The organism is Halorhabdus sp. SVX81 (assembly GCF_029207715.1).
Classification (GTDB): Archaea; Halobacteriota; Halobacteria; order Halobacteriales; family Haloarculaceae; genus Halorhabdus.
The window spans coordinates 1,502,999-1,529,371 of record NZ_CP104322.1; the positions used below are offsets into that span (position 1 = coordinate 1,502,999).

28 protein-coding genes and 1 pseudogene are annotated in these 26,373 nt (G+C 63.3%); 14 read left to right on the forward strand and 15 right to left on the reverse strand.

Translation table 11 applies throughout. The features are described from left to right. Positions 1–24: 24 nt before the first annotated feature. Positions 25–633, reverse strand: a pseudogene (locus SVXhr_RS07500) (energy-coupling factor ABC transporter permease); the annotation flags it as partial. A gap of 106 nt (positions 634–739) precedes the next feature. Between SVXhr_RS07500 and nikR the strand changes: the two are divergent. Next, positions 740–1,222 carry a nickel-responsive transcriptional regulator NikR gene (gene nikR, locus SVXhr_RS07505; RefSeq protein ID WP_275736601.1) on the forward strand — a complete coding sequence of 161 codons (483 nt, stop codon included), beginning with the start codon at positions 740–742 and terminating at the stop codon, positions 1,220–1,222. 45 nt (positions 1,223–1,267) lie between these two features. On the opposite strand, the gene SVXhr_RS07510 is transcribed toward nikR, so the two are convergent. Beyond that, positions 1,268–2,041 carry a helix-turn-helix domain-containing protein gene (locus SVXhr_RS07510; protein WP_275736602.1) on the reverse strand — a complete coding sequence of 258 codons (774 nt, stop codon included), beginning with the start codon at positions 2,039–2,041 and terminating at the stop codon, positions 1,268–1,270. A gap of 172 nt (positions 2,042–2,213) precedes the next feature. Here SVXhr_RS07510 and SVXhr_RS07515 point away from each other — a divergent pair, with 172 nt between their 5' ends. Further along, a complete protein-coding gene (locus tag SVXhr_RS07515) occupies positions 2,214–2,873 on the forward strand; it encodes a hypothetical protein (RefSeq protein WP_275736603.1) in 660 nt (219 codons plus the stop codon). Positions 2,874–2,930: 57 nt separating this feature from the next. Here SVXhr_RS07515 and SVXhr_RS07520 read toward each other — a convergent pair whose 3' ends face one another. The 4 genes from SVXhr_RS07520 to SVXhr_RS07535 form a co-directional block, all read right to left on the reverse strand. After that, positions 2,931–3,182 (reverse strand): hypothetical protein, encoded by a 252-nt coding sequence (locus tag SVXhr_RS07520; RefSeq protein ID WP_275736604.1) that lies wholly within the window; start codon positions 3,180–3,182, stop codon positions 2,931–2,933. Positions 3,183–3,226: 44 nt separating this feature from the next. Beyond that, on the reverse strand, positions 3,227–4,237 hold the full coding sequence (locus tag SVXhr_RS07525; protein WP_275736605.1) for an FAD-dependent oxidoreductase: 1,011 nt from the start codon (positions 4,235–4,237) through the stop codon (positions 3,227–3,229). A gap of 76 nt (positions 4,238–4,313) precedes the next feature. After that, positions 4,314–5,021, reverse strand: coding sequence for an endonuclease NucS (gene nucS, locus SVXhr_RS07530; protein ID WP_275740892.1), 708 nt, complete (start codon positions 5,019–5,021; stop codon positions 4,314–4,316). Positions 5,022–5,080: 59 nt separating this feature from the next. Further along, positions 5,081–5,413: a hypothetical protein gene (locus SVXhr_RS07535; RefSeq protein ID WP_275736606.1), complete on the reverse strand. Its 333-nt coding sequence runs from the start codon at positions 5,411–5,413 to the stop codon at positions 5,081–5,083. Positions 5,414–5,748: 335 nt separating this feature from the next. On the opposite strand from SVXhr_RS07535, the gene moaA reads away from it, so the two are divergent. The 3 genes from moaA (at position 5,749) to SVXhr_RS07550 (ending at position 8,573) form a co-directional block, all read left to right on the forward strand. After that, positions 5,749–6,852: a GTP 3',8-cyclase MoaA gene (gene moaA / locus SVXhr_RS07540; protein ID WP_275736607.1), complete on the forward strand. Its 1,104-nt coding sequence runs from the start codon at positions 5,749–5,751 to the stop codon at positions 6,850–6,852. A gap of 334 nt (positions 6,853–7,186) precedes the next feature. Next, positions 7,187–8,101 (forward strand): hypothetical protein, encoded by a 915-nt coding sequence (locus tag SVXhr_RS07545; RefSeq protein WP_275736608.1) that lies wholly within the window; start codon positions 7,187–7,189, stop codon positions 8,099–8,101. Positions 8,102–8,420: 319 nt separating this feature from the next. Beyond that, positions 8,421–8,573 carry a hypothetical protein gene (locus SVXhr_RS07550; protein ID WP_275736609.1) on the forward strand — a complete coding sequence of 51 codons (153 nt, stop codon included), beginning with the start codon at positions 8,421–8,423 and terminating at the stop codon, positions 8,571–8,573. A gap of 32 nt (positions 8,574–8,605) precedes the next feature. Here SVXhr_RS07550 and nasA read toward each other — a convergent pair whose 3' ends face one another. The 4 genes from nasA to SVXhr_RS07570 form a co-directional block, all read right to left on the reverse strand. Further along, positions 8,606–10,693, reverse strand: coding sequence for an assimilatory nitrate reductase NasA (gene nasA / locus SVXhr_RS07555; protein WP_275736610.1), 2,088 nt, complete (start codon positions 10,691–10,693; stop codon positions 8,606–8,608). Between the two features lie 136 nt (positions 10,694–10,829). Then, positions 10,830–11,129 (reverse strand): DUF6360 family protein, encoded by a 300-nt coding sequence (locus tag SVXhr_RS07560; RefSeq protein WP_275740894.1) that lies wholly within the window; start codon positions 11,127–11,129, stop codon positions 10,830–10,832. 1 nt (position 11,130) lies between these two features. Beyond that, positions 11,131–12,897 carry a ferredoxin--nitrite reductase gene (locus SVXhr_RS07565; RefSeq protein WP_275736611.1) on the reverse strand — a complete coding sequence of 589 codons (1,767 nt, stop codon included), beginning with the start codon at positions 12,895–12,897 and terminating at the stop codon, positions 11,131–11,133. Positions 12,898–12,969: 72 nt separating this feature from the next. Then, a complete protein-coding gene (locus tag SVXhr_RS07570; protein ID WP_275736612.1) occupies positions 12,970–14,292 on the reverse strand; it encodes an MFS transporter in 1,323 nt (440 codons plus the stop codon). Between the two features lie 409 nt (positions 14,293–14,701). Here SVXhr_RS07570 and lysW point away from each other — a divergent pair, with 409 nt between their 5' ends. Next, positions 14,702–14,866 (forward strand): lysine biosynthesis protein LysW, encoded by a 165-nt coding sequence (gene lysW, locus SVXhr_RS07575; RefSeq protein WP_012795235.1) that lies wholly within the window; start codon positions 14,702–14,704, stop codon positions 14,864–14,866. Positions 14,867–14,903: 37 nt separating this feature from the next. Here lysW and SVXhr_RS07580 read toward each other — a convergent pair whose 3' ends face one another. The 4 genes from SVXhr_RS07580 to SVXhr_RS07595 form a co-directional block, all read right to left on the reverse strand. After that, positions 14,904–15,167, reverse strand: coding sequence for a DUF2249 domain-containing protein (locus SVXhr_RS07580; protein WP_275736613.1), 264 nt, complete (start codon positions 15,165–15,167; stop codon positions 14,904–14,906). Beyond that, on the reverse strand, positions 15,164–15,676 hold the full coding sequence (locus SVXhr_RS07585) for a hypothetical protein (protein WP_275736614.1): 513 nt from the start codon (positions 15,674–15,676) through the stop codon (positions 15,164–15,166). Before SVXhr_RS07585 ends, SVXhr_RS07580 begins: the two co-directional genes overlap by 4 nt. Positions 15,677–15,764: 88 nt before the next feature. Beyond that, positions 15,765–17,102 carry a hypothetical protein gene (locus SVXhr_RS07590; RefSeq protein ID WP_275736615.1) on the reverse strand — a complete coding sequence of 446 codons (1,338 nt, stop codon included), beginning with the start codon at positions 17,100–17,102 and terminating at the stop codon, positions 15,765–15,767. 137 nt (positions 17,103–17,239) lie between these two features. Continuing rightward, a complete protein-coding gene (locus tag SVXhr_RS07595; RefSeq protein WP_275736616.1) occupies positions 17,240–17,527 on the reverse strand; it encodes a hypothetical protein in 288 nt (95 codons plus the stop codon). A 308-nt stretch (positions 17,528–17,835) separates the two neighbouring features. On the opposite strand from SVXhr_RS07595, the gene SVXhr_RS07600 reads away from it, so the two are divergent. The 6 genes from SVXhr_RS07600 to aroC all read left to right on the forward strand — a co-directional run bounded on the left by SVXhr_RS07600 (position 17,836) and on the right by aroC (position 24,517). Then, positions 17,836–18,693, forward strand: coding sequence for a HAMP domain-containing sensor histidine kinase (locus tag SVXhr_RS07600; RefSeq protein WP_275736617.1), 858 nt, complete (start codon positions 17,836–17,838; stop codon positions 18,691–18,693). A 485-nt stretch (positions 18,694–19,178) separates the two neighbouring features. Continuing rightward, positions 19,179–21,560, forward strand: coding sequence for a rhodanese-like domain-containing protein (locus tag SVXhr_RS07605; protein WP_275736618.1), 2,382 nt, complete (start codon positions 19,179–19,181; stop codon positions 21,558–21,560). Next, complete coding sequence (locus SVXhr_RS07610) at positions 21,550–22,824, forward strand: Coenzyme F420 hydrogenase/dehydrogenase, beta subunit C-terminal domain (RefSeq protein WP_275736619.1); 1,275 nt, start codon at positions 21,550–21,552, stop codon at positions 22,822–22,824. The genes SVXhr_RS07605 and SVXhr_RS07610 overlap by 11 nt, the downstream gene beginning before the upstream one ends. Before the next feature lies 1 nt (position 22,825). Continuing rightward, complete coding sequence (locus SVXhr_RS07615; RefSeq protein ID WP_275736620.1) at positions 22,826–22,972, forward strand: hypothetical protein; 147 nt, start codon at positions 22,826–22,828, stop codon at positions 22,970–22,972. A gap of 74 nt (positions 22,973–23,046) precedes the next feature. Then, positions 23,047–23,253 carry a YMGG-like glycine zipper-containing protein gene (locus tag SVXhr_RS07620; RefSeq protein ID WP_012795244.1) on the forward strand — a complete coding sequence of 69 codons (207 nt, stop codon included), beginning with the start codon at positions 23,047–23,049 and terminating at the stop codon, positions 23,251–23,253. A gap of 64 nt (positions 23,254–23,317) precedes the next feature. Next, positions 23,318–24,517: a chorismate synthase gene (gene aroC, locus SVXhr_RS07625; protein WP_275736621.1), complete on the forward strand. Its 1,200-nt coding sequence runs from the start codon at positions 23,318–23,320 to the stop codon at positions 24,515–24,517. 12 nt (positions 24,518–24,529) lie between these two features. On the opposite strand, the gene SVXhr_RS07630 is transcribed toward aroC, so the two are convergent. Continuing rightward, positions 24,530–24,742, reverse strand: coding sequence for a hypothetical protein (locus SVXhr_RS07630; protein ID WP_275736622.1), 213 nt, complete (start codon positions 24,740–24,742; stop codon positions 24,530–24,532). Between the two features lie 102 nt (positions 24,743–24,844). Here SVXhr_RS07630 and SVXhr_RS07635 point away from each other — a divergent pair, with 102 nt between their 5' ends. Both SVXhr_RS07635 and SVXhr_RS07640 read left to right on the forward strand, forming a co-directional pair. After that, complete coding sequence (locus SVXhr_RS07635; protein WP_275736623.1) at positions 24,845–25,477, forward strand: uracil-DNA glycosylase family protein; 633 nt, start codon at positions 24,845–24,847, stop codon at positions 25,475–25,477. A 144-nt stretch (positions 25,478–25,621) separates the two neighbouring features. Further along, a complete protein-coding gene (locus SVXhr_RS07640) occupies positions 25,622–26,362 on the forward strand; it encodes a hypothetical protein (RefSeq protein ID WP_275736624.1) in 741 nt (246 codons plus the stop codon). Positions 26,363–26,373: the final 11 nt, after the last annotated feature.

The following is a 26,373-nucleotide window of genomic DNA, read 5'->3' on the forward strand; positions in this document are numbered from 1 at the left end:
GTCGATCGTCGGCGTCCGCTCGGCGAGCAGGTCGGGGCGGGTTTCGGCGACGAACTCGTAGGCCAACAGCGTGATCGCGCCCTCGGCGATCCCCAGGAGGACGTGCCAGCCACCGACGATCGCCAGGACGGTCGTCAGTTCGTAGGCGAAGGCCTCGGAGATGCCGAGCATGACCGCCGCGACGAGGGCGGCCGCCGAGATGCCGACCCAGCCGGCGGCGAAGACGGCCCCGCGCTCGTGATAGGGGGCCAGCGCCCGGTAGACGGCGTAGCCGACGTAGACCTCGACGATCGCCATCGCGAAGACGTTCCCGCCCATGACCACCAGGCCGCCGTCGCCGAACACCAGCGCCTGGATCGCGAAGACGCTGGTCATCGCCAGCGCCGCGAGATGGGGGCCAAGCAGGATGGCAGCGAAGGCCCCGCCGACGAAGTGGACGCTCGTCCCGCCGGGGATGGGGAGGTTCAGCATCTGTGCGGCGAAGATCGCGGCCGCCGTGACGCCAAGCAGCGGCGCGCGCGGCCCCTCAAGGTCGCCCGCCGAGCGCCGCGCGGCCCACGCCAGGGCGAGGACCGACAGCAGGCCAGCCCCGGCGGCGATCCAGAGGTCGAGGTATCCATCGGCGATGTGCATCGATGGACGGGAGTAGGCCACTCCAGGTAATAATACGTTTCGGAGTTTCGGTAATACTGGGAACGCGAGTTACAAGCCTGATATGGCCACCAGTCCAATCGGCCGTATGGCCGACGATCTCGACCGGGTGAGCCTCACCTTGCCGCCCGAGATGACCGACCGCCTCGACGGGATCGTGGCGGACTGGAACTATGGAAGCCGATCGGAAGCGGTCCGGGACGCGCTGCGGGACTTCTTTACGACGTACGAATGGGAGGGTGGCGACGAGACGCGCCATTACGGCACGATCGTTATCGCCCACGAACACGACCACGACAGTGACGTGGCGAGTCGGCTCCAGACGATCCAACACGAATACGCCGACGTTGTCACGTCAGTCCAGCACATCCATCTCTCGGAAGACCGGTGTATGGAAACCCTCGTCGTCGATGGCACCGCCGGCCAGATCGATGAACTCGCCAATCGCTTGCGAGCGCTTGCGGGCGTCAAGCAGGTGAAAGTCGTCGTAGTCGGCGGCGATGCCGACTCGGGCGACGGACATGAACACGATCAGGGCAGCCGCCGACCCGATCACGGTCACGAACACTGAGGCCATCGGTCACACGACACCGGTGAGTGCAGCCCCCCGGTCTTCTTAGGCTGAGGACTCGTCCGTCTGTCGTTGCCGTCCGGACTCCATGCCCGACTGCATGAACTGTGCGAGGATGCGACCGATACTCGACTCGGCCGTCCACAACGCCTCCTCCTCGGTGCCACCCTCAGTCCTCGCGACGGCAAGCAGGACCGTTGCCTCGTCGACCATCAGTGCCCGTCCGGCGAAATCCGCCGGATTGTCTTCCCCCATGACAATCACGTGGACGGGGTCAGCATCGAATCGATCACCGAGTGCCGGTTCAGCGGTGACAAGCACGACGTTGACGCCCGTGGTGGCCCGTTCGCGTAGCGATGCCGCAATATCCGGGGAAAGGGACGATCCCGCCGGTGCGACGAATACCGCAGAGTCCCGGGCAGTTTCGAGCAGTGCGATGATACGTTCGTCGATCGGTTGCCGCCCGCGCACCGTCGAGACGCCCTGCACCCGTCGGTCGTGGGCTGCTTCGTCCTGTAACGCATCGAGGTTCTCGAAGGCACGCTCACGTTCACGTTCGATCCGTGCGGTGAGTTGCTCGCGTGCCGCTGTGAGACTCACTGGCCGGTATTCCTTGGGGGTGGACTGAGTCACCTCCACCAGCCCACGTTCCGCCAGGTCGTCGGCCGCACCGTAGACCTGCGAGCGGGGCACGTCCGAGGTGTCGCTTATCGCTTCGGCCGTTCCCGATCCAAGCTGCTGGAGTGCAACGAAGACTCCCGCCTCGTACTTCGAAAGGCCGAGTCGCCTCAGGGACTCGACTGCATCTTGCGTGCTCATACAAAGACTGCCAATCCGATATTTGGGAACGAAACACATCAATCGAGCGGTTGTCCGACGGAGAGTCAGTATCCGATACCCGCCAGAGATGGTACCAAATGTCGACCAGGAAGGCATAGAAGTATTGGACTACCAATAGTTTTAAAAGGATATCCTGTTGATACTACACACTATGGCAGGCGATCTAGAACGCAACGAACAGGAGTATGAACAACACCGGGAAGAACTGAACGACGAAGTCGACGGCGGCGGGTGTGCGGAGACCTGGGAAACGCTCTCGGAGAAGCGAACTCCCGATGATGAGGCGAGTGACGAGCAGACTCAGGACGTCGAATCGATCCTGCTCGACATCGACTGTCTCCAGTTCACCAACGACAACAACGATTTCGAACTCGACCCCTCGTTTCGGCGTGCCTGGCGATCCGCGATCGACGATCTCGACGACTCAGCGCTCGATTCTGCCATTGCGGACATTTTCTCCGTCGACGAACCGGTCCAGATCGAGGAGACCGAACAGGCAGTCCATGCTAATCGAGACGGACGGCTGCTCGCCCAGTGGGTATCACATCCGGCGATGGTTGCCGACCTCGCCGCGTGTCGCGTGTTCGAACGCCGGGATGACGACTGGGACGACCGGTCACCCGGGAAACGGAGCCAATTGGCCGGTAGCGTCCGACTGTACCTGGAGTTCTGCCCCGACTGTGGCGGGCGAGCGACCTTCGATACGGAAGTCGTGACCTCCTGCTGTAACGATTTCGAGGTCGCAACCGTCTCCTGTGATGACTGTGAGGTAACACTCTTCGAGATGCCGGTGTCTACAGCAGAATCGTAAGATCTGGATGAAATAGTGGCCTACCGACGGAGCGATCGGTTGTTTCACACCGGCCGATCACCCACGAAAGTGATCGACCGTCCGGAAGCACACGTAGAGGATAGCGTTGAGGATCCCCGTCAGCCAGAATATCGACCCGACACTCAGACCGAAAGCTCCGGGGCGGCTCGCCGCGATGATGTCGTCGAACACCCAGGCGACCGCGACGGCGATGATCCCCCAGACGAGCAGGATTGCGGCGATTCGTGCGCCCTCTTCGATGTAGTCGGTGAGCGGATTCGCATCGCTCGTAGTCGAATCGAGTGGCATACTCATCCGTCCGCTCTATCCGGGATAAGTCTTCCCCAGAACACTCACTGGTTCCCGGCCAGCCGTCGCCCGGCGTCCAGTCCCGTCTCCAGGGCCGCGTGCGTTCGTCCAGTTCCCGCGAGCCAGTCCCCCGCAAGCCCGAGATCATGAGCGAGGGCTTGCTCGAACAGCGCTGGATTAACCCGGTCACCCGGCAGTGCGTGCGTGAACCGTTCATGATCCCACCAGTCCGGCTCGGCCAGTCGGTCGTCGCCGAGGAGCGTCGCGGCGTGAGTGCTCGCGGCGTCGGCCGCTTCCGTCGGCGTCGCGTCCGGGCGTCCGGCTGCCCAGGCTGGACTCAACTGGACGATCAGGATTTCCTCGCCATCGGGGACGTGGCCAGGTTTGCACGACTCCCTGGAGAGCCACCCGACGGCGTGTTCCTTGTCGGTGTTGACCAGGGCGTAATAAGGGACGTCAATTTCGAAGGGATAGTGCAGCGCGACCGAATCGATCGTCCGATAGGACTGTCGCTGCCGGGCGGCCACCAGCGTTTCTCGAAAGTCGGCTTCCCAGTCCGCGCTGGCGAGGAGATCCCCGGTCGGCGGCGTCACGACGATCGCATCGGACGCCAGCCGTTCGCCGTCGGCGACAACCGTCCAGCCGTCCGCCGTACGGGCGAGGCGGTCGACTGTCGTGTGCTCCTGAACTGTCGCTCCGCTGGCATCGAGGAACGCACGGACGATTTCGTCGATACCGTCACGCCCGGTCAGTTTGACCCCCTGATTCGGCCGCCCTTCCTCGATCTCACCGGACTCGTCAAAGATCCATACGTCGCCGGTCGTGACGGCGAGTTGCTTTCCGACGATCGAACGGAAGCGCTCTTCGACGCGGTCGTTCGGTGGATCGACGTAGTTGGCACCGTAATCGTAGATACAGCCGTCCCGGTGGCCCGAAACCATCCGGCCACCGACAGTCCCGGCTTCGAAGACCGTCACGTCGGCCGCTTCATCCAGCGCGTGAGCGGCACCTGCCCCGGCAATTCCGGCTCCGACGATGCTTACCTTCGGTGTCACGCGTTTGGATACGGGAGCCAGCGGGTAAAGGAATGGGGCGGCCCCTAGAGACGGCCGTCAGCTGTCGCCGCATTCATCAGGTCGGCAACGGGTCCAGCGCCACGAATTCCAGGTCGTTCTCGGCCAGGAGTTCCTGCGCTCGATCCGTCGCCGAGGGCGCAACGAGGATACCACGTATCTCCCGGTCGGCGTGAAGATCGCGGGCCAGCGCCCCCACGTAGCGATCAAGTTGGCCGACGGCATCCGGCCCGACGCGTCGGCGTTTGAGTTCGACCACGACTGCCCGGTTGTCGCTATCCTCACCGTAGATATCTATCGCGCCGGCGGGCGTCGGTCGCTCGGTCGCTAGCGGTTGGAACCCGGATTCGATCAACCCGGGCGACTCCAGAACCCGCTCGCGGAGGTCTTCCTCCGTGCCGGACAGCGAGAGGTCCTCCGGATCAGTCACGTCGACGGTCGTGACGTATTCGATCGACTCGAACGTGACTTCGAGGTATTCCTCGGGGCCTGTCCGGTGACTTTCGACCTGAAGCTGGTCGTCCTCGACCCTCACGTCGTGCGTCGAGCCCGGTGGCTGCCAGTTGACCGGCTGGTGGCCTTCGTCGGTATGGACCAGGGCCGTTCCGTCGGGCTTGAGTACGAGCAGTCGATCCCCGGGACCGAGTGTGCTTTTCGCACGGCCGTCGTACTCGACGCGACACCGACCGAAGACCGTCACCATGTCGCCCCGATCGACGGCTCGTGCGACCCGTTCACGCGCAGTCTCTGCCGGCGGATCGACCACGGGCTCGCGGTTGCCCTCGGCTCCCTGCTTGCGTCCGTCGCCCGTGTCAGTCACGGCCCTCAGTAGCTCGTCCGGTCACAAAAGCGTCGCGAGTCGCGATCACTCCCAAATTTCCCGATCGCCATTTCGCGATTTCCCGCTCGTTGGCGAAGGCCAACCAGCAACTGCCGTCGTCCGGCCATGATCGACAGCTCGTTCGCACGGACTGCATCGGCGACAGTCGCTTTCGCCCCTCGGAGCCAGGTTCGCAGTGCTGTCTCTTCCCGTGGGGAGTAGATCGCAACTACCGCCCCGTCACCGCATGGTTCCGGGACTGGCTTCCCCAGATAGTGCTCGACGGCCAGCCAACAGGCCAGAAACGCGGTCCACTCGCCACCAGCGCGACGGTACATGCCGTCAAATCGGGCGAAATCCAGCGACCCAACGACGTCCCGAAGCGAGTCTGACTCGAACGGCGTTTCTCGAGGGGGTCGCCAGCCATCCGGTGGTTCGGTTCGGCCTTCCCGCCAGACTGTTTCACCACGTAGCCACCCACTCTGGCCGGAAACGACGACGAGGGCACGATGACTCACCGTAGCTTCCCCCGTTGGCCGTTGGCTATGGACGCTTGTCCGATCATAGCGACCGTGGTTCCGGCACGGTATATGAATCTGCGGGGCGAAAGCGACGAATCACGAGAACGTCTTCGGCGTGGCCTATTTGACGTGGGATCCCGTTGTGTGGATAGATGCTGGAAGACGACTTCGGTCGCGAACTCACCGGCCTCCGGGTGTCGCTGACCGACCGGTGCAATTTCGATTGCGTGTACTGCCACAACGAGGGACTGGGCGACACGCGCGGGCCGATGGCTCCCGCAGAAGGCGAACTCTCGACCGGGGAGGTCGTCCGCATCCTCGAGGTCGCCAGCGACCACGGCGTCGAGGCCGTGAAGTTCACCGGCGGCGAGCCGATGCTCCGGGCCGACCTGGAAGAGATTGTCCGCCGGACGCCCGACGAACTGGAAGTCTCGCTGACGACCAACGGCACGTTCCTGCCCGACCGAGCCCAGGCACTCGCGGATGCCGGCCTCGAACGCGTTAACGTCTCACAGGACGCCCTCGATCCGGAGGACTTCGCGACGCTCACACAGTCGGGGGCTTACGACCAGGTACTCTCGGGCGTCGAGGCCGCCCTCGACGCCGGCCTCGCGCCAGTCAAACTCAACATGGTCGTCTTCGAGCACACGGCGGGCTACGTCCCGGAGATGGTCGAGCATGTCGCCGACGGCGACGGCCTTCGGCTGCAACTCATCGAGTACATGCCCGAACTCGCCGGCCGGCCCGAGTGGGCGATCGACATCGACCGCGTCCACGACTGGCTGGCCGAGCAGGCCACCGAAGTCACCGCCCGGGAGATGCACGACCGGACGCGCTACTGGATCGATGGATCGCCAGACGACGACAGGGGCGGCCTCGTCGAGGTCGTCGATCCCGTGGGCAACACGGACTTCTGTGAGAACTGCCACCGGGTCCGGGTCACCCACGACGGCTATCTGAAGGGCTGTCTCAACCGTAACGACGACCTCCGGTCACTGGGCGATCGCTCCCGGGAGGCCATCGAGGCCGCCCTGCGGGACACCGTCGCCGAGCGCGTCCCCTACTACGGCGAGTACCTGATTGAAGACGACAACGGCGAGTGGGTGCCTAATCCGGAATACGCGGACAGCGAGGGCGATCGCGCGCCCTACGAGTACGACCGGGAGGAGTCATCGGCGAGTGACGAGGCAAAGTCAGCACGGGGCGACGGGACAGGGAGGGCAACCCCCGACGGCGGTGATGTGGTTGAGGACTGATCGGGGCTTGAGGTCGATCTTAGACGTTCAAGCAAGGAACTGACCTGAACTTCCGATACCAGTCCTTGAGATATCGAAGCTGTCGTTAGCCTACCGACTTCGTTTGTTTCTCGTCAAACCCACTGAAACAGCCATTGACTAAGACTGCGTAGTGATTAATGAGGGAGGATATTTTATTTTAAAGGATATAGTTGAATATTTTGGTCGAGGGGGAAATCTGTTGGGTGAGTACAGTATTTTCGACGGTTTTTCTCTCAAGGAGTTCAAATAGCGGCGACGAACGTGGTTGGTGCCGATAGGTACTTGAATCTGGTAGTCTGCAACTAAAGACATCATGGTAGTTGATTTAACGAACCATTTTATAAGTAAGATCTCATCGCCTGCCAGTATTGAAACAATTGAAACGTATGAGAGTGAATTAGAATTCTATAGAAAGAACGATTACACGTACATCCCATTGCCTCTTGATCAGAAATATGTGAATTCAGAAACTGAAGAAGTCCATGATCTTGCACCTCAACAACTAATTAGCACGGATGCTCAGGTCTTCTCTGCAATGACGCATCTTCCCGGCGATGACTTTCTTCTAACTCACCCTGGCTATGTGTATGGTTTGGAAGATGGAGAACTTGCGTATGAACGGGGTATCCGTTCCGATTTTGATCAGACGATAGGTTGGCCATATTCAGATGAAGGATTAAGTAAAGAACAGAAAAACGAATTAGCGGAGTTAATTAGTCAAGAAGGACATTTGGGAATCATAACTCTTGCCGATATGAATAATAGAGCGACGAAGGAGGCTATATATCCCATTGTTGCGGAATTAGAATCGATCTTTGCTAGAAAAATTAGAGAAGAGTTGAGTGAGATTGATATAATACCATACCTGGATTCAGATACGATAGAACAATGGGCAGAGGCTCAACGCGAGGGGCTTGGTATTCATATATCGGAGTTTATGAGCATATCTGATTTGCTTAATGTCGCGAAGGAATATGAGGAAATCCGTTCAAAATTTGGATATGATTCGAAAAGAGAATTTGAGGAAACCGGTGGGATCGTCAAATTACGAAACTCAATTATGCATTTACCGAGGCCCCTAATTCAAAATATAGAAGAATTACACAAGACAATTGAAAGAATTGAGAGGTGTAAAATGATCATTGAAGAAGTTGGCGGAGAAGTACGTTTACAACATGACCGTCAATATTGGTTTGAGGAGTTTCCCCGATACTCGGATGTATCTTAACAAAGTTTGCGTGTACCGATCGGATCACCGCCATATAGCCCCAGAGCTAGCACATGCAGTGGAAATACAAGATCGTCCGGTTAGATTCGGGCGGCTACTTCAGTGACGCGGCGTCCCCGACGTAGTCAAGGCTGAACGAACTCAGTGAGACTGGCTAGGAACTGGCCGCCTCGCTGGCCAGTAGCGACATCAAACTTGGCGGCCAAGGTGGTTGCACCACCGCACTAGTGTGCAAACGTCCCGCTGAATAACGCCAAACCGAAGCGTAAGAGATGCTCCCACCAGCAGAATTTTGCAATTGTCGATCCAACAATGTGATATGGCCCTCACGTCAGACGATTTCAGAGACCTGATGGCAACGGACCCTGACGATGACGAAACGGTCCCGTTCGGAGATGCGCTTGCGGAGTTGGCCGTTGACGCTGAGATGGACTTCGTTGAGGCCGTTCGCGACGTTCGAGAACGCATCTGAAGTTCTTTCTCGACGGTAAACGATCCTAAAAGTCAGTCCGCCCGCCCGCTCTCGGCCAGTGCCGCGGCAGTCTCGACAGGTGCCAGCCGGACCGCACACTGCTTGAAGTTAGGTTCGTCCGAATCGGGATCGGTCGCGGGGATCGTGAGTTCGTTGACCGCCGGGTGGTGGATCGGCAGCCAGACGATCCCCGGCGGGATCGCCTCGTCTTCGTCCACCTCGGCGGTCACGCTGCCGCGCCGCGAGACGACCCGAACGCGCTCGGTCCCACTCGGGCCCGTGCAGTGGGTCTCGACTGTCTCGGGGTGGACCCGAGCCACGAGCGGATCTGGCTCCTCGGGGGCCGACCGCGAGCGAACCCCCGTGTTGTACCCGTCGGCCTCGCGGGCGGTCGTCAGCGTCAGCGGGTACGCCTCGTCGGGCGGTTCGGGTTGCTCGCGGCCGGTCCCGCCGGCGAAGCGGGCCCGACCGGAGGGCGTGGGAAAGTCCCACTCGCCGTGTTCGCCCCCGTAGTAGCGATAGCCCGCGTCGGCCGTCTCGTCGGGTGCCGGCCAGCGGATCGCCAGTTCCTCGGCGAGGCGGTCGTAGGAGATGCCCGAGCAGTCGGCGGCGGTGCCCGCGGTCAGATCGGCGAACTCCTCGAACACCGTCGCGGGGTCGGTGTCCGGGAACAGATCGTCCCGGAGGGCGTTGCCGATCGTCGCGATGATGTCCAGGTCGCTCCGGACGCCCGGCGGGAGATCCGAGGCCGCACGCACGCGAGAAACGCGACGCTCCATGTTCATCGTCGTGCCCTCGCTCTCCCCCCAGGTCGCCGCCGGCAGGATCACGTCGGCGTGTTCGACGGTCGCCGTCCGGAAGGCGTCCTGGACCACGAGGAAGGCATCCTCGAGAGCCTCCGAGACGAACCCGGCGTCGGGCGCGCCCGCGACGGGGTTGGTCGCGACGGCGTAGACCGCCTCAACCGGACCATCCTCGATGGCCTCGATGATACCGACGGGGCCCGGCCCCGTCTCATCCGGCAATCGCCCCGTCGGGATGTCCCAGGCCTCGGCGACGACCTGGCGGTGGTGCGGGTCGTCGAAGGCGCGGTGGCCGGGCCAGGTTCCCTTCGAGGAGCAGACTCGGGTGCCCATCGAGTTGGCCTGGCCGGTCAGCGAGAAGGGGCCCGTGCCTGGGCCGAGGTTGCCGGTCGCCAGACAGAGGTCGATCAGCGCGCCCGCGGTGTCGGTCCCCTGGACGGACTGGTTGACGCCCATGCCCCAGTAGATGAGCGTGTCCGATTCGAGCAGGCCGACCAGTCGATCGACCGCGTCCATGTTGACTCCTGCCTCCTCGGCGGCGTCTCTGGGATCGGGGAGGTCCGCGACCAGTTCGTCGAATCCGGTTGTCGCCTCCACGACGAAGTCCCGGTCGATACCGTCGGTCTCGACGAGTCGCGCGAGAACGGCCCGTGCGAGGTCAAGGTCGCCGCCGGGGTCGGGCGCGACGTGGCCGTCGGCGGCCTCGGCGGTCTCGCTGTGGACGGGATCGACGACGACCATCTCGCTCCCTTCGTCGTCGGCGCTGTCGGCGAGCCACCGGAACATGACCGGGTGGGCCACGCGGGGGTTGGCTCCCCAGACGAGGTGGGTCTCGGCGTCGGGGATGTCGTCGTAGGTCGGCGGCGGGGCGTCGCTGCCGAAGGCGTCGTAGTAGGCCGTGACGGCCGAGGCCATACACAGCGTCGTGTTGGCGTCGTAGTACTCGGTGCCGATGCCGCCGCGGGCGAGTTTGCCCAGCGCGTAGGCGGCCTCGTTGGTCTGCTGGCCGCTGCCCAGCACGGCGATGGAGTTGGGTTCGTCGAGTCGATCCCGGAACTCCGTGACGATCCGGCCGATGGCGACGTCCCAGGTGGTGGCCTCGAGCTCGCCGTCCCGGCGGATCACCGGCTGTGTCAGCCAGTCGCCCTCGGGTTCGGCGGTCTCCTTGATCCCGCGTCCGCAGGCCAGCCCCTGGTTGACGGGATGGGCCGAGTCGCCGCGGACGGTGTCGAGCCCGTAGCCGTCGTCGACGCCCATCTGGACGTGGCCACAGCCGACCGCACACCGCATGCAGGTCGTCGGTACCCAGTCGCTCACGGGGACACCGTCCTTCTCTCAGCCTGGCGGATCGGGCCGCGGCCACTCGTTCGCCCCCGGACACGGCTCCGACGCCCGTTCGTGAAGCAGTCGGCGAGCGAGTCAACTTCCTGTGTAGTGAGTGCTCGTGACATGATCAGTCACCGAGACGGCGCGGTCGCGTCACGTCACGTGTTTCGCCGGCCGCAGATTCGAGTGCAGCAGCGAGATCTCGGGCGCGATCCGGAGACAGCCTGAGCCGGTCCATGTGTTGATCCACGTGGGCCTGATCGGCCGGGTCGAGTTCGAACGCGAGGACGACTGCGTCGGGGTCGTCGCGCGGGGTGTACACGTCGAGGACGCCCACCCCCTCGTCAGTCCAGTCGGCTCCACGAGCGCTTCCCTGAACGTGGTCGAGGGTGGTGCTCGCTGTCACGTCGAGGAGTCGGCCCGCCATCTCAGTCACCCGTCTCGATCGGCGTCCCGTCGGGTTTGGTCGGCGCTGGGCTCGGGCCGGAATCGAAGGGGTACCAGGACTGTTTGGCGTCGTGCAGACAAGGGTCCTCGTACCCCTCGACCTCCTCGGGTTCCGCGAGGTCGACGATGGCCTCCTGTCCCGTGGCATCGACCCACTCCCTGAACGTCTGTCCCTCCTCCCGAAGTGCGGCGTACGCCTCGACCATGTTGGCGATCATGCCCGGCACTTCGTCGGCGGGGACGCGCTGGCGGACCCACTCGATGAAGCTGGGGTCCTCGCCGATCCCGCCGCCGACGCCGACGTCTAAGGCTTCGACCATCTCGTCGTCCTTGCGGGCCCGCATCCCCTGGAGACCGATGTCGGCGGTCATCGCCTGGCCGCAGTCGGCGGTACAGCCCGAGTAATGGATCTTGATCCGCTGGACGTCGTCGGGCAGGTCGGTGTTCGCGCCGAGCCAGCGCAGCATCCGGGCCATCCGGGCCTTGGTCTCGGTCAGTGCCAGCGAGCAGAACTCCGTGCCGGTACAGGCCATCGCCCCCCGGACGAACGGGTTGGGCTCCGGCGGGTACTCGGAGAGCAGCGGCTCGTTGAGCAGGTTCGCGAGGTTGCCGTCCGGCACGTCCATGATCAGGGGGTTCTGCCGGCGGGAGAGCCTGATCTCGCCGCTCCCGTAGGCGTCGGCCAGGTCGGCGAGTTCGATCGCGTCTTCGGCGGGCATCCGTCCTACCGGGACCGAGAGGCCGACGTAGTTGGTGCCGTCTTCCTGGTCGTAGACACCGACGTGGTCGTGGGCCCCGCGCTCGACGGGCTTGCCCGCGTTGTAGGTGTACTCCCCGCGGAAGTCAGTCCCGGCCGGCTCGGGCTCGAAGGAGAGCCGGTCGACCATCGCCTCGCGGATCTTCTCTGTGCCCCACTCGTCCACGAAAAAGCGCCCGCGGTTCTTCGAGCGGTTCTCGCGGTTGCCCTCCTCGTGGTAGAGTTCGACGAACGTCCGGACGGTCTCGTAGGCCTGCTCGGGCCGGACGAACATGTCCAGCGAGCGGGCCTTGCGGGGCTCGCGCCCGCCGAGGCCGCCGCCCGCGCGGACGTTGAAGCCCTTGACCTCCTCGCCGTCGATGATGGTGTGGGCCGCTTCGAGACCGACGTCGTTGATCGAATCCTGAGCACAGCCCTGCCGGCAGCCAGTCACCGAGATGTTGAACTTCCGGGGCATGTTCGCCAGGGCGTTGTCCCCGCGAATGCCGTCCTGGATCTCGTCGAGCAGGTCGCGGCTCTCGACGTACTCCTCGGCCTTGCCGGCGACCGGACACCCCGAGATGTTGCGCATCGTGTCCCCGCCGGCGGATCGCGAGGAGACGCCGACGGCCTCGAGTTTCTCCCAGATCTCGGGGATGTCCTCGAGTTTCAGCCAGTGCAGCTGGATCGACTGCCGCGTCGTGAAGTCGATCCAGCCGTTGCCGAACTCGGGGTTCTCGACTGGCCCTTGGGCGTACTCCTGAGCGACCTCGCCGATCGCCCGCAACTGCCCGGGTTCGAGGACGCCACCGCAGTTGGTCAGGCGCATCATGAAGTAGCTCTCCTGGCCGCCCCGATGGTGGAACACGCCCCAGAACTTGAACCGCGAGAACCACTTCTCGCGTTCCTCCTCCGGGATCGATTCCCAACCCTTCTCGGCGAACTCCTCGATCTTCTCGCGCACTTCGTCGCCGTACAGTCCGTCTTTCCAGTCTTCCTTCTTATGTGGCATTGTGTCACACACTCCGTTCGCACTCGCATCTGTTGTCGCCCGATACCGCCCGAACCGCGACGATCCCGCACATCAGTCGTCACCACCCGGTGGTGCCGACGTCGTCCCGGCATCCGATCCGATGAAGCCAGCCTCGTTGGCCACACTGGCGATCTTTGGCCGGAACACCCAGGCCGTCAGCGCGACGATGGGGACCATCGACGCGGCGACCACCGTGTAGCCCATGTGGAGATTTGGCATCGCCGCCGAGGAGTACACCAGCGGGTAGACGATCCCGCCGACGGTACCGACGCCGCCGACGACGCCCGCGACCGCGCCGGAGCTGTTCGGGAACATCGCCGGGACCTGCGCGAAGATCGATCCCTCGGCGAAGGCACACGCCATCCCGACCATGAAGCCGGCACCGACGGCTATCAGCACCTCACCGGAGAGGCCGGCGAGTGTCATCCCGACCATCGTCACGACGACGAAGCAGAGCGTGACGAACGTCCACTGCTCGCGGTACCGGCCGGTGAAGACCGGCAGGATGTTCTTCTCCTTGCGGGCGAGCACGTCGCTGACGTAGCCGCCGATCGGCCGCAGCAGGCCGGCCGCGACCGAGAACGTCGCCGCGAAGTAACTCGCCAGCTCGAGACTCTGGTTGAACCCTCGGTCGTAATAGGTCGCCAGCCAGCCGTTCATCGACAGTTCCAGGCCGAAGGTCATCACGTACGCCAGCGCGAGCACGACCGTCCCGTAGCGCGTGGCCGTGTGGATCCAGTCGTCGAAACTGGCCTTCTCGGCGGTGGCCTGGCGCTTGTGCTCGCTCTTTGCGGCCTCGCCCAGCAGGTAGTAGGCGATCCCCAGGAAGATGGCGACGACGCCCGTGTAGAAAAAGGCGGCCCGCCAGCGGGTATCGAAGATCGGCCCGCTCCATCCGGCGTAGAATACGGTCGGGAGGATGAGTGCGCCGGCAGCCGCGCCGGCGTTGCCGATCCCGGCGTAGATCCCCTCGGCCATCCCGAGGTTCTCCTCCTCGAACCACTCCGAAACGTGCTGGATCCCGATGACGAAGGTGATCCCCGCCGTCGCGACGATCAATCGCTCGACGAAGAACACCTCGTAACTCTGGGCGAACGCCGAGGCCATCGAGAACACACCGACGTATACCAAGACGATCGCAAACACTGTCGGTGCGCCAAACTTGTCCGAAAGCCACCCCGTCAGGATCCGCCCGAACGGGGCCAGCCAGATCGCCGCGCTCGCCAGGATCCCGATCTCGGCCGTCGAGAGGCCGAACTCCTCGGCCATCGGCCCCGTGAAGGGTGCGAAGGAGAACCAGATCAGAAACGAGAAGTTGAATCCGATCGTGGCGAGGATCAGCGTTCGCCACTTGGTCATCCTGATCAGACCCATGTCGATCCCCCCGCCGAGAATCCGGCGATGTCCGGCCACGACCGACCCGCCGCCCTCTCCGCCGGTGGGAGGATCTCCGCATCCGATATCTGACGAACGATTAATTCATGGCTGTACTTTACAATCATCGTCCACCTTTCGGACCCAGTGGTGGGGCTTCAGCTACTACCATTCGACTCTGTCGATCAATCGAACACTTATATCTGTTTTCAGCAAACACTCTAGGGAGATGGGTGAGATCTCTTTTAATAACCCCAAATATAAGGGGTTATAACGGTACATGTTCGGCACAGCGCAAAGGTGGCGCTACAGCGGAAGATGTTCGTCCAGCGACGGGCTAGGGGTCCGTCGCGACGCCCGGGCGACGAATCAATCCCTTCAAGTTACCCGCGAGCGTCGATTCACCCGTATGACAGACTGTCCGGAATGCGGGGCCGAGGTCTCCCTGCACGACGACGTCGAAGTCGGAGAGATCGTCGACTGTGCAACCTGCGGTGCGGAACTCGAAGTCGTCGCGGATGATCCCGCGACGCTCGAACCCGCCCCGGAACTCGAAGAAGACTGGGGCGAGTGAGGACGCTACCTTTTCGAGCAGACACCGACGACCAGCCCTAGTCCTCCCGCCAGATGACCGTGACAGTCGCGTCGTCTGTCTCGACAGTGTCGTGAGACAGGCCGCGATCGTCGAGTTTCGGATAGAGGTGCTGTGGCGCGCGATCGTTGTACTGGACCAGTACTTCGTCCTCGGCGAGGTCGGCTGTCGCTTCCAGCGTTTTCTGCAACGGCTTGGGCGGGCCGAGGTTCCGAACGTCCAATTCGACGCTTGAGCGACCGCTCGGTGCCTCACTCGCCGCCACCGGATCTTCGGCGTTCATGGCGATCCCTCCGTGAGGGCATCGGGACCGGGGACTTCGCCAGTCTCCTCGAAGATATCTTCAAGACGCTGAAGGTCGTCGTTCAGCGACTCGCTCTCGTTGTGCATCTCGGCGACACGGACCCGAACCAGATCGTAGTCGTGACGCTCGGAAAGTCCGTTCCAGGCCCGGAACGCGCCGATCGCCAGGGAATTGCCGGCCGGACAGAACTCCGTCGTCGGCGTGAACTCCGCCCTGAGGACGCCATCTTCGTCGGCGTCTTCGGCGTAGCGAAAGCCAGCCATCGGGTGGCGTGTGTCGAGATTCAGCTTCGCCAGGTTGTAGCCGAAGGTCATGTCGTAGACGCCGCGTTCCTCGAAGAGGTCCCAGGTCGTCGCGTGAAAGTCGACGTGGTCTTCGCCCGTCAGGACGTCGTGCCCGTCGAGAAATGCGTCCGGTTCAGGTACATTCTCGGGGACGAACGACCCCTCCTCGTCGAACGTGCTACCGCTTGCGCCGAGTCGCTTCATGCTTCCAGGTATGTCTCCGGGGCCCCCGGAGGTTGTGCCGAACGTGTTCGGGTTGCTTGTTGATATCGTCCTGTCACGCCGGTTGTCGTCAGGCGTCCTCGGCTGGCCCAGCCGACAGCGACGGGAGCAATAGCCCACTCAGCGAGTGCGGTCCGTGGTGGCGGACAGTGAGCGCGAGGTTGAGAGCGACGATCACAAAGCCAGCCCCAATAGCAACGACCCCTGCGAGTTCGATCGTGGAACCGACGTCTATGACTCCGCTGACGGCCTGAACGAGCACGCCAGCCAGGAGGACGACCAAATCCGCGCTGGCGAGCCGGCTGTCGTAGAGGTCTTCGACCATCGGCACTGGCTCGTAGCCGATGCGGTCGCTGTAGGTTTCCAGCCAGACCAGGAACGGCACAATGTGATACAATGTGCCGATGACGACGAACCCGAGCACGCCGACCAGCAGGACGGGCTCACTTGCCGGCGTTCCCAGTACAGTCATGCGGTTGGTCGGTTCAGCCAGCCAGGCCGGCAGTGTCAGCCCCGCCCAAGTGACCATTGCGACGGCAACGACCGCGTATCGCCTGAGAACGGTCGATATCTCGGTCCGGGCCCGGAATAGCTTCCGGGCGAGATAGAGTCCAACGATGGCGATCGACCCAGTCACGAAGACGACACCGATCCGGGCGACCGTGGCCTGACTGAGCAGTCGACCCAGGGCCAGAGCGGCGACAGCGAGCGGGTAGACGACGAGTTCGACGCGCTGGACGAGCCTGTCGAGGCGGTCGTCGTCAGCCTGCGTGAACATCTCGCCGAGCTGGTAGAGCGCGCCGATCACCGTCGTCAGAAAGGCCCCGAAGACGGCGACGGTCACGTGCGCGCTCGCCACGCCGGTTCGGGTGATCGCACGATCGACGAACAGCGGCTGGGTGTAATCAAGCGAGAGGAGGTACCCCAGTATCGTCAGGACAAAGAAAGCCAGCAGCGCGATGGCGAAGTGCCACTCCGTGATGTCGAGGGGCCGCGCCCGCCAGAGCGTTCGTGCGATGTTGTAGACGAATACCCAGATCCCGGCGACCAGCAGCGTCCCGGCGACGTGCAACATCGTCAGTTCTGCAGTAAGCATCGAGGCGACGAAACCGGCGAGGCCCGCAACGACCAGCCAGGCTTCGACCGCACTCAGCCGCTGGGAGTACAGTCCAACGCCGGACCAGACGGGGACGAACTGGGTCATCGCTCCCATGATCGTCACACCGACGAAACCGGCGAGAAACAGATGGGTATGAGCGATCCCTGAGAGTCCGATCGGGTTGTCGACGGTCGCCGCAGCGAGTATCTGCCCGGCGAGTGCGACCAGCACCGCAAGGGCCACGTGATGGAGCGTGATCGCGACCGGCGGCCCCTTTTCAGTATCTACGTCCTGCGTGAGGGTACGCATACGTCCCCGTTGGACCGCTCGCATCCTGCCACATTTGCCGAACATGTTCGATAGCGTTCCACCAGCCGCGTCGATGGGCAGCGATGGCACGGCGGCTTGCTATCGGGCCAGCGAAAATGGGGAAGGGAGCGATCCGATCAGGCTTCCTCGGGTTCGGGGGGTGCGTCGATATCGACCGCCGGCTCGTCAGTGTCGTCCTCGCCACGTTCGAGTAGCAGACCCGTGATTCCCGCGGCGAGAAGTCCAATGCCGGCCGCTCGCACCGCATCGAGATACCACGCTTTGGGCTCGAGTTCCTCGGGATTTTCGAAGCCACATAACGAGAGCCGTGTTGAAAGTTTCACCAGCTGTTTCGGCAGGAGGGCGGCGAGCAGTCCCTGCAGGGCGATCCATCCGTATCCAACGCGGCGGAGTATTCCGAGCATCGCGTTCGTTTGGACCCGGAAACCCCTCAACTTGTGGGTCCGGGACAGTAGGCACAATATCAGCCGTCGTCCAATAGCGATCAGTACGTACTCCGATCGGGATGCGCACTGAATCGGGCCTAATCCAGTCTTTGCGTTCCGAGACCCGGTACTGGTATTCCCCTAGTCTTCTTAGGTTTCTGGCAATAACTATGTGTATGGACTGGCTTGCATCGTGGTCAAATGAAGCGTGGCCTAAACAAGGGCTCGTCGCTGATTTCTGGGCATCGCTTTCCCGGTGGGAGCTGACACCCGGGCGTATCGCCATCGTGTACCTCCTCTTTGGATTCGTCGGGCTGTATATCTCAGATGTCATATTTGCCAGTATTTTCGCCGAGCCCCTTCGCAGTCAGATCCAGGCGCTCAAGGGCGCGGTCGAGATTCTGGTCACTGCCGGGTTCATCTACGCCATCAGCGTCGCGAGTCGCCACCAGCTCGAACGGACTAATCGCCGGCTCGAACGCCGAAACGAGGAATTGCACGTTCTCCATCGAGTACTGCGGCACAACCTTCGCAACGACCTCAACGTGATCGAGGGCCACGCCGAGTACGTCGTCGAATCACAACGTGATGAGGAGGATCTATCCGAGCCATGTAAGACGATTCTTCGGAAGACGGAGGCGATCATCTCCTACATTCAACGTGCGGGCCAGATCAGACGGTTAAACGAACGGGAGTCCGTCGAGACGTACGACCTCCCGGAGATCATCCCTTCTGTCGTCGAACGCAGCGAAGCGATCACGGATGCAGTGGATGTGACGACCGAGATACCCGAGGAAGCCACAATCTGGGCCAATCATATGTTTCCGGCCGCGCTCGATGAACTCCTCACGAACGCGGTCATCCACGCCGACAGCGATACACCCCAGGTTTCGATCAGCGTCTCGGAGACTGATGGACCAGACGGAATGACCGCCGTCGATATCGCGGACGATGGTCCCGGCATCCCCGAGTCAGTCCGACGCGTCATCGAGTCCGACGAACACGACCAACTGGCCCATCTCAGCGGGCTCGGGCTGTGGTTCGTCCACTGGACGCTCACCGACGCCGGTGGCTCCCTTTCGTTTGACACAGATGGGGACGGAACGACGGTCCGGATGCTGGTTCCGACCGCCGACAGTTCGTAACGTGCCCCCTGGAAGACGCCGTTTTCGCTTCGCTGTTTGATGACGCCGAAAATCTCGCTGTAGCCACCTCGACGGGCCCATGGTCCATGATTGTCCGATTTTGGAGTCAGAGCCCCCTCCCAGAAACCGGCAAAAATAACCGTATAATGCGACACAACTCGGCTTTGTCTTGCGTTTGGCCCCATATCAATAACGATTTATCAACCGGTATACAGTGGACAGACGGTTTCTGACGGCGCTCATAATAGCCCCCAATATCGGGGTTGGCCACTCACGGGAAGACAGCATCCCTCGGAAAGATAATATATTGGCGGACCTGGTGACCTGGGTCCAGAGATTGAAAGAATCAAACTCTGGTCGAATGTATTCCAACAAAGTGAATTATACCGCGGATAAGTCGATATATTTTCGTCATGGGGCGCGGCAAGAGATGGGCCGAAGCAGGCAACTATGACTGGTAAGGTTCGAATACTGAGTACTGTCACATGAGTGCTATCGAATTCATCCCGCCGACTGCGCTCGGCGACCGAGACGCGGCGATCGTCGACGTCCGCGAGGCGTCGGCGTACACCGACCTCAGTCACGTCCCGGGCGCAGCCAATATCCCCGTCGATCGGTTCCGGGACCCGACCGGGATCGCAAGGGGGATGCTGCCCGATCCGACGGACCTGGCAACGTGGCTCGGAGAGGCCGGAATCAGCCCCACCGATCCAGTGATCGCCTACGACGACGACTGTGGCGTCTACGCCGCTCGCTTCCTGGCGACGCTTGCGGCGTTCGGTCACGATGGCGACCTGTATCTCCTGGACGGGGACTACAGCGTCTACGAACGCGAGGCAGACGTCACGGTCGAACAGCCGGACGTCGAGCCTGTCGAATACGAACCGGACGATCTCGACGAGACTCTTCTCGCCGACCGCGAGGACGTCGAGGCGGCAGTCGACGGCGAGGCGATCGTCGTCGACACCCGGACCGAACCGGAGTTCGAGCAGGCCCACATTCCGGGGGCCGTCCAGCTCGACTGGGAGGCTTTCGTCGACGACGAGACCGGACGACGACGGAGCGTCGAAGCGATCGAGTCAACTCTCGCTGAACACGGCCTCGAACCCGATCGACCGGTCGTCCTCTACTGTAACACGGCTCGCCGACTGAGTTACGTCTTTGCGGTACTCGAAGACCTCGGCTACGGGGACGTCAGATTCTACGAGGGGAGTCTCGAAGACTGGCTTCGCACCGAGACCGACGACTGGGACCCCGCCGAGATCAAGCGCCGCGTCCGCGAACACGCCACCGAGGGACCGGAGGCGGTCAAAGAAGCCCTCGGGGAGGACGCCGCGGCGAAGCTCAAGCTGGTCGGCCTCTACGAGCAGAAGCAAAGCGGCTATTTCATGTTCCGGACGAAGATTCCGGGCGGTGTCCTGACAGCTGACGCGGCCAGGGCGCTCGGGACCGTCGCCGAGGAGTACGCCACGCTGCCCGAAGAGCGCGACCCCGACCGATCACCGTTCGGTGACGGCTATCTCGACGTAACGACCCGACAGGACGTACAGTTCCACTGGATCCGAATGGCGGACGTCCCCGAAATCTGGGAGCTGCTGGATCCGGCCGGCGTCTCGACCTTTCAGACTGGTGGCAACTCCGTCCGGAACGTCGTCTCGTGTCCGGCAGCGGGCGTCGCCGACGACGAGGTGCTCGACGCCCGCCCGGTCGCCGAGGCGATCACCGAGGCGTTTCTGGCCGACCGCCGGTACGCCAACCTGCCCCGGAAGCTGAAGGTCAGCGTCAACGGCTGTCGCGGGGCCTGTGCCCAGCCGGAGATCAACGACCTCGGATTCACCCCCGCGCGGAAGGGCGATCGGGTAGGCTTCAACCTCGCCGCCGGGGGCGGCCTCTCGGACAGCCCCCGCGTCGCCAGCGACCTCGATGTCTTCGTCGAACGGGACCAGGTCGTGGACGTGGTGCGAGCCACGGCGGACCTGTTCATCGAACACGGGAGTTATCTCGACACGGCAGTCAATCGCCTGCGCTTTCTCGTCGAGGAGTGGGGGGCCGAACAGTTCCGCGAGGAACTACAGCGCTTTGCCCCCTTTGAGTTCGAATCTGCCGGTGAGGATCTCGTCACGCATCACCACCCCGACCACGTCGGCGTCCACGAGCAGGCCGACGGAGACAAGTACGTCGGCCTCTCCATCCCGGTCGGCCGGATCGACGGCACGGACTTCCGGGGGATGGCCGATCTCGCGGAATCCTACGGGAACGGCGAGATTCGACTGACCACCCAGCAGAACCTCCTGCTCCCGGGCGTGGCCGATGGGGATCTCGACGACCTTCGGGCCGAACCGCTCCTCGACGAGTACTCCCCCGATCCCGGGCCGTTCACCCGGGGCGTCGTCACCTGCACCGGTCGGGAGTTCTGTAATTACGCCCTTGTCGAAACAAAAGCCCGCGCGAAACGCTGGGCCGCCGAACTCGACGAGCGGGTCGACATCGACCAGGATCGGGTCGGGCTGCGCTTCAGCGGGTGTACCGCTTCCTGCGCCCAGCCACAGATCGACGACATCGGCCTGCGTGGGGAAACTCGCCAGACCGACGACGGAGTGGAGAGTGCTGTCGACATCGCCGTCGGCGGCAAACTCGATGTCGATCCACAGTTCGCGACCTGGATCGCACCACGCGTCCCCATCGAGTCCGCCCCCGATGCGATCGAGCGACTGGTCGCGGTCTTCGAACGCGAAGGGCGCGATGGCGAGCAGTTCCACGAGTTCTGTCGACGGGCGGACGATGATCGACTCGCGGAGGTACTGCATCCAGCAGCAATCGATCCTGTCGAAGCCGCTGCAAACGGAGGGCGAACCGATGCCGACTGAGAAATCACCACAGCCCCGTGCGCCCGCAGTGGGCGACGATCCACGTGAAGCGACGACCGACGTACAGCCACCGGACGGGAAAGTGCGCTTTCGCCACCTCGACGAGGCCGTCATCGAGGCCGATCGCTGTGTGCAGTGTGGCTCGTGTGTTGCCGCCTGCCCCTCGGACTCGATCGGGATCGCCGACAGCGATCGCCGGCCGACCCTCGTGAAGATGTGTACGGGCTGTTCGCGCTGCTGGGACACCTGTCCGCGGGCCGGCCTCCGGTATGAAAGACTGCCGACGCTCGACGGTGCCGATCCCGAAACGGTCGACGGCGGCATCGGTCCGATCGAGGACGGCTACGCCGCAAGCGCGGCCGCCGACGTGGCCGGCGCACAGCACGGCGGGGTCGTCACTGCATTGCTTGCGGCCCTGCTCGAATCCCCCGATGGGATCGACGGGGCCGTTGTCGCCACGGAAGCAACGGACGGCACCGGACTCGCCGAGCCAGCGCTGGCGACCACGCCAGCCGAGGTTCAGGAATACGCCGGGACGTTGTTCACCCAACCGCTGCAACTTGCAGCGCTTGAGAAACTGCTCGCTGCTGCTGACTTGCCGGCGGACCCGAGCCTGGCACTTGTCGGCACGCCCTGCGTTATCGAGGGTGTGGCTGCACTCGACCGGAGCCCCTACCGCGATGACCGTTTCGACGAATCGCGACCGCTCGATCACGTCGACCTGACGGTCGCACTCACGTGCACGCAAGCGCTGGACGACGAGGGGCTCGAACACGTCCTCTCCCGGGAGTACGACCTCGATCCTGACGATGTGGCGGGCCTGGATCTCGTCGGCCAGGGGATCCGGATCGACCTGACCGATGGCGGAGACGAGCGCGCCCCGCTCGGGGACTTTCGGGGAGCGATCTTAGACGGGTGTCTGGAGTGTGCCGACGCGACGGGGGGGATAGCCGACCTCACGGTCGGGACCGTCGGCAGCGCACAGGGGGAGTCGACAGTGCTGGTCAGGACCGAGCGAGGGGCAGTGGCGTTCGACCGCGCCGAGGCTTCACTCGACGCCAAGCCACTCGAAGCCCTCGCGCCCGTCGAACAGCTCGCACAGTGGAACGCGGATCGCGCCCGAGAGGCGACGGCCCGCGATATCGACCCCGAGGGCGACCTGTGGATCCCCTACAGCGCCCACCGGGAAGCGTACGATGACACCGACCGCGCGCCGGTCGCGTTCAACCCGGCACGCGTTCACCAGTACGAGGAGTGGTGCTAAGATGTCCGACACGAAACAGTCGACGACAGACGACGAGCAGACGGACGGAGCACAGTCCACTGAAGACGACCACCTCGAAGATGTCGAGGACGGGTGTGGGTGTGCGGAGGTCTGGGAACATCTTTCCGAACAACGCGAGGACACCTAGGGGCGTCTCTGGAACGAAGGGGACACGGCAAACCGCTCGACACCATTATCAGCACACGGAACATATCCTCAGGTATGGGAAAGCGAATCGAAAAAGCGGTCAGTCGGGCAAAGTTCGCAGCCATCGGCGGGGCCATCGGGGCCGCTGTCGGCGGGTTCGTGAGCCGGAAGGCTGCCAGTACCGGAGCCGGCATCGGCGCGCTCGTCGGTGCGTCGATCGGTGAGAAACGCGTCGACCTCGGCGAAATGGCCGAGAAGGTGACGGATCGCTCGGGCGAGTAGCAGGGTTCACGAGAGAACCCCGGCATCTCAAAGCCTAAATGCGCCCGCGCCTCACACCGGGACAATGAACGGTAACAGCTTCGGTCGGCTTTTTCAGGTGACCACGTACGGCGAGTCACACGGCGAGGCGATGGGGTGTACGGTCTCGGGCGTCCCGGCGGGCGTCGAACTCGACGAGGACGACATCCAGCACGACCTCGACCGGCGCAAACCCGGCCAGTCGATGATCACGACCTCGCGGGACGAACCCGACGCCGTCACGATCAACTCGGGCCTGCAGGACGGCTACACGACTGGCACGCCGATCGGGATGGTCATCCAGAACAAGGATTCCCGTTCGGGCAAGTACGAGCCCTTCGTCACGGCCCCCCGCCCCTCCCACGGAGACTTTACCTACTCGGCGAAGTTCGGCACGCGCAACTGGGGCGGGGGCGGTCGCTCCTCGGCACGGGAGACGGTCAACTGGGTCGCCGCGGGTGCCATCGCCAAGCAGGTCCTCGACCAGAGCGAGTACGATGTCCAGATCAAGGCTCACGTCAACCAGATCGGCGAGATCGAAGCCCCGGATGTCACCTTCGAGGAGATGCTCGAACACAGCGAAGAAAACGACATCCGGTGTGCTCACCCGGAAACTGCCGAGGAGATGCGCGACCTCGCAGAACAGTACCAACAGGAGGGCGATTCCATCGGCGGGTCGGTCTACTTCGAATGCCAGGGCGTCCCGCGGGGACTCGGCGCGCCCCGCTTCGACTCGATCCCTTCGCGACTGGGTCAACTGATCTACTCGATCCCGGCGGTCAACGACTTCGAGTACGGGGTCGGCCGCGACGCCCGGACGATGGCCGGTAGCGAGTACAACGAGGACTGGGAATTTGATGAGAACGGAGACCCAACGCCCGTCGGCAACGACCACGGCGGGATCCAGGGCGGGATCACGACCGGCGACCCCATCTACGGCGAGATCACCTGGCATCCGCCGGTCTCGATCCCGAAAAAGCAGGAAACGGCCGACTGGGAAACGGGCGAGCGCAAGGAGATCCAGGTCGTCGGCCGCCACGACCCCGTTCTCCCGCCGCGTGCCGTCCCCGTCGTCGAAGGGCTCCTGTACTGTACGGTACTTGACTTCATGCTGCTCGGTGGCCGGATCAACCCCGACCGACTCGACGGCCGGCCCGGCGAGTACGACACCGACTACCATCCGTCGAGTCCCGTCAACGACCCCGACGACGCCGCGACGCAGGCCGAGACGATCGACGACGAGTGACGGCGACTCCTGTCACTCTCCAGCCGACGCGTCCCCAGCGACCAGCGACCCGTCCAGCGAGCGCCACCGACGGATCGCACACACCAGCGCGTCCAGGCCAACGATCGCGACGCCGACCATTCCGACCGCTTCGAGTGTCGGGTACTGGGCAAAAATGGACGTGAATTGCTGGATGGCGATGAACGCGACGAGGGACGCCACGCGGCCGATGCGACGCAGATTCATGGTCCAGTGTACGCGCGACAGAGCCAAGAACGTGTGGACTCCGGCAGCAGGCCGTTCGCCGCGACCGCGCGCGTTTTGAGTGGCCCGCCCTATCGACCACCCATGAGCCCAGACCTCCCGGATCCACGGAACCCCTACAGCATGGACGAGGACTGTACCAACTGTCCGGCACTGGTCCAGTCACGGACCCAGGTCGTCCATGGCTACGGTGATCCGACGGCGGACGTGATCGTCCTCGGGTCGGCTCCGACCCCGGGTGCAGACCGGACCGGCATCCCGTTCACTGGCGACGAGACCGGCGAGACAATACAGGAAATTCTCGGGGCGGTCGGACTCAGTGATTCGCCACCCGACACCACTGAACCTGACCTCACGGAGGTCTATCTCACCTACGTCACGCGGTGTCACCACTCGGATCGGAGCGCAACCGAGGAGGAACGGCACAACTGCGAGGGGTATCGCACGGCGGAACTTCGCCGGATCAACCCTGAACTGATCGTGGCTGTCGGGCAGGAGGCACTGGAAGCACTGGCGTTCGAGTACACAATGGAAAGCGCCGACGAACTTGACGTGACGGCCGAACACGCCACGACGATTCAGGGTCGCGGGTTCGAGATTCTGCCGCTGATCGAACCGGCGACAGCCAGCGAAGCCGAGCTGACGGCCTTCCGCGAACATTTCGCCGACGAACTCGACCGGGACTACCGACAGACGAAAGGGCAGCGTCGGAAGTAGGTGTTCGGAGTTACCCGAACGAGCGAGCGTCCTTGATCCGGAGGACCTCATACTCAAGCAGAACTCGGCCAGTGATGCATCGACAACCCAACACGAGCCTCGGGAACCAGCGCATACAAGAGCGCGAGTCACTCACCTACGCACATGGCCACCGTCGTCGTTCGCGCTGACGCACCGATTCCGGGGAGTGTGTTGCCACGACTCGTCGAAGGGACGCCACTGACTGAAGGTGACGTCGCCGACCTCTATCGGAGTGCACTACAGGACGTCTGTGAAGCTGTCGCCGGGAGCGGTGGGGACCTGCTCGTGAACTATCGCGAGCGCGAGGACCGCGACGAGGACGTCGAGGAAGTCCTTCGGGACGTGGTACCGACGGCGCTTGCCGATCCCGAAGCGGCACGCTTCGAAGTCCAGGTCGGCTCGACGCCCGGCGCCCGAATCGGCAATACAGTCACCCATCTGCTCGAATCGGAAGGCGAGTCCTCAGTCGCCATGCTGGATCCGACGGCCGTGCTGGCTCCCCGGCCCCGACTCGATCAGGCGTCGATGCAGCTTCGACGCAACGAGGTCGTCGTCGGGCCGGCGGTAAACGGCGAAGTATTCTACGCCGGCTTTACCGAACCGATCGATTTCAGCGACGTTGGGACTCGTCTGGGCATCGAAACGACCGTCGAGCGGGCAACCGACGCCGGCCTCTCGGTGAGTACCCTCGAGATGGCGCCGACGCTGCGAACGCCCGCACAGTTGCGTTCGGCCCTGCCGATTTTGCGCGCACGACGGGACGGCGGCCTCCCGGTTCCAGAACGGACGGTCGCGTGTCTCGACGCCCTCGGTCTCCGGACAGTCGAGACAGCGGACGGAGAAAACAGCATCGAACGAGCGTAATCGTCGGCGGC

Bases quoted from the DNA above. Each gene is read 5' to 3' on its own strand.
- nikR (WP_275736601.1), top strand. From the start codon at position 740: ATGGCCGACGATCTCGACCGGGTGAGCCTCACCTTGCCGCCCGAGATG.
- SVXhr_RS07580 (WP_275736613.1), bottom strand. From the start codon at position 15,167: ATGAACGCCGAAGATCCGGTGGCGGCGAGTGAGGCACCGAGCGGTCGC.
- SVXhr_RS07585 (WP_275736614.1), bottom strand. From the start codon at position 15,676: ATGAAGCGACTCGGCGCAAGCGGTAGCACGTTCGACGAGGAGGGGTCG.
- SVXhr_RS07510 (WP_275736602.1), bottom strand. From the start codon at position 2,041: ATGAGCACGCAAGATGCAGTCGAGTCCCTGAGGCGACTCGGCCTTTCG.
- SVXhr_RS07605 (WP_275736618.1), top strand. From the start codon at position 19,179: ATGAGTGCTATCGAATTCATCCCGCCGACTGCGCTCGGCGACCGAGAC.
- SVXhr_RS07595 (WP_275736616.1), bottom strand. From the start codon at position 17,527: ATGCTCGGAATACTCCGCCGCGTTGGATACGGATGGATCGCCCTGCAG.
- SVXhr_RS07630 (WP_275736622.1), bottom strand. From the start codon at position 24,742: ATGAATCTGCGTCGCATCGGCCGCGTGGCGTCCCTCGTCGCGTTCATC.
- SVXhr_RS07615 (WP_275736620.1), top strand. From the start codon at position 22,826: ATGTCCGACACGAAACAGTCGACGACAGACGACGAGCAGACGGACGGA.
- SVXhr_RS07535 (WP_275736606.1), bottom strand. From the start codon at position 5,413: ATGTACCGTCGCGCTGGTGGCGAGTGGACCGCGTTTCTGGCCTGTTGG.
- SVXhr_RS07545 (WP_275736608.1), top strand. From the start codon at position 7,187: ATGGTAGTTGATTTAACGAACCATTTTATAAGTAAGATCTCATCGCCT.
- SVXhr_RS07635 (WP_275736623.1), top strand. From the start codon at position 24,845: ATGAGCCCAGACCTCCCGGATCCACGGAACCCCTACAGCATGGACGAG.
- SVXhr_RS07570 (WP_275736612.1), bottom strand. From the start codon at position 14,292: ATGGGTCTGATCAGGATGACCAAGTGGCGAACGCTGATCCTCGCCACG.
- SVXhr_RS07550 (WP_275736609.1), top strand. From the start codon at position 8,421: ATGGCCCTCACGTCAGACGATTTCAGAGACCTGATGGCAACGGACCCT.
- aroC (WP_275736621.1), top strand. From the start codon at position 23,318: ATGAACGGTAACAGCTTCGGTCGGCTTTTTCAGGTGACCACGTACGGC.
- SVXhr_RS07515 (WP_275736603.1), top strand. From the start codon at position 2,214: ATGGCAGGCGATCTAGAACGCAACGAACAGGAGTATGAACAACACCGG.
- SVXhr_RS07520 (WP_275736604.1), bottom strand. From the start codon at position 3,182: ATGCCACTCGATTCGACTACGAGCGATGCGAATCCGCTCACCGACTAC.
- SVXhr_RS07590 (WP_275736615.1), bottom strand. From the start codon at position 17,102: ATGCGTACCCTCACGCAGGACGTAGATACTGAAAAGGGGCCGCCGGTC.
- SVXhr_RS07640 (WP_275736624.1), top strand. From the start codon at position 25,622: ATGGCCACCGTCGTCGTTCGCGCTGACGCACCGATTCCGGGGAGTGTG.
- SVXhr_RS07565 (WP_275736611.1), bottom strand. From the start codon at position 12,897: ATGCCACATAAGAAGGAAGACTGGAAAGACGGACTGTACGGCGACGAA.
- lysW (WP_012795235.1), top strand. From the start codon at position 14,702: ATGACAGACTGTCCGGAATGCGGGGCCGAGGTCTCCCTGCACGACGAC.
- SVXhr_RS07560 (WP_275740894.1), bottom strand. From the start codon at position 11,129: ATGGCGGGCCGACTCCTCGACGTGACAGCGAGCACCACCCTCGACCAC.
- moaA (WP_275736607.1), top strand. From the start codon at position 5,749: ATGCTGGAAGACGACTTCGGTCGCGAACTCACCGGCCTCCGGGTGTCG.
- SVXhr_RS07620 (WP_012795244.1), top strand. From the start codon at position 23,047: ATGGGAAAGCGAATCGAAAAAGCGGTCAGTCGGGCAAAGTTCGCAGCC.
- SVXhr_RS07610 (WP_275736619.1), top strand. From the start codon at position 21,550: ATGCCGACTGAGAAATCACCACAGCCCCGTGCGCCCGCAGTGGGCGAC.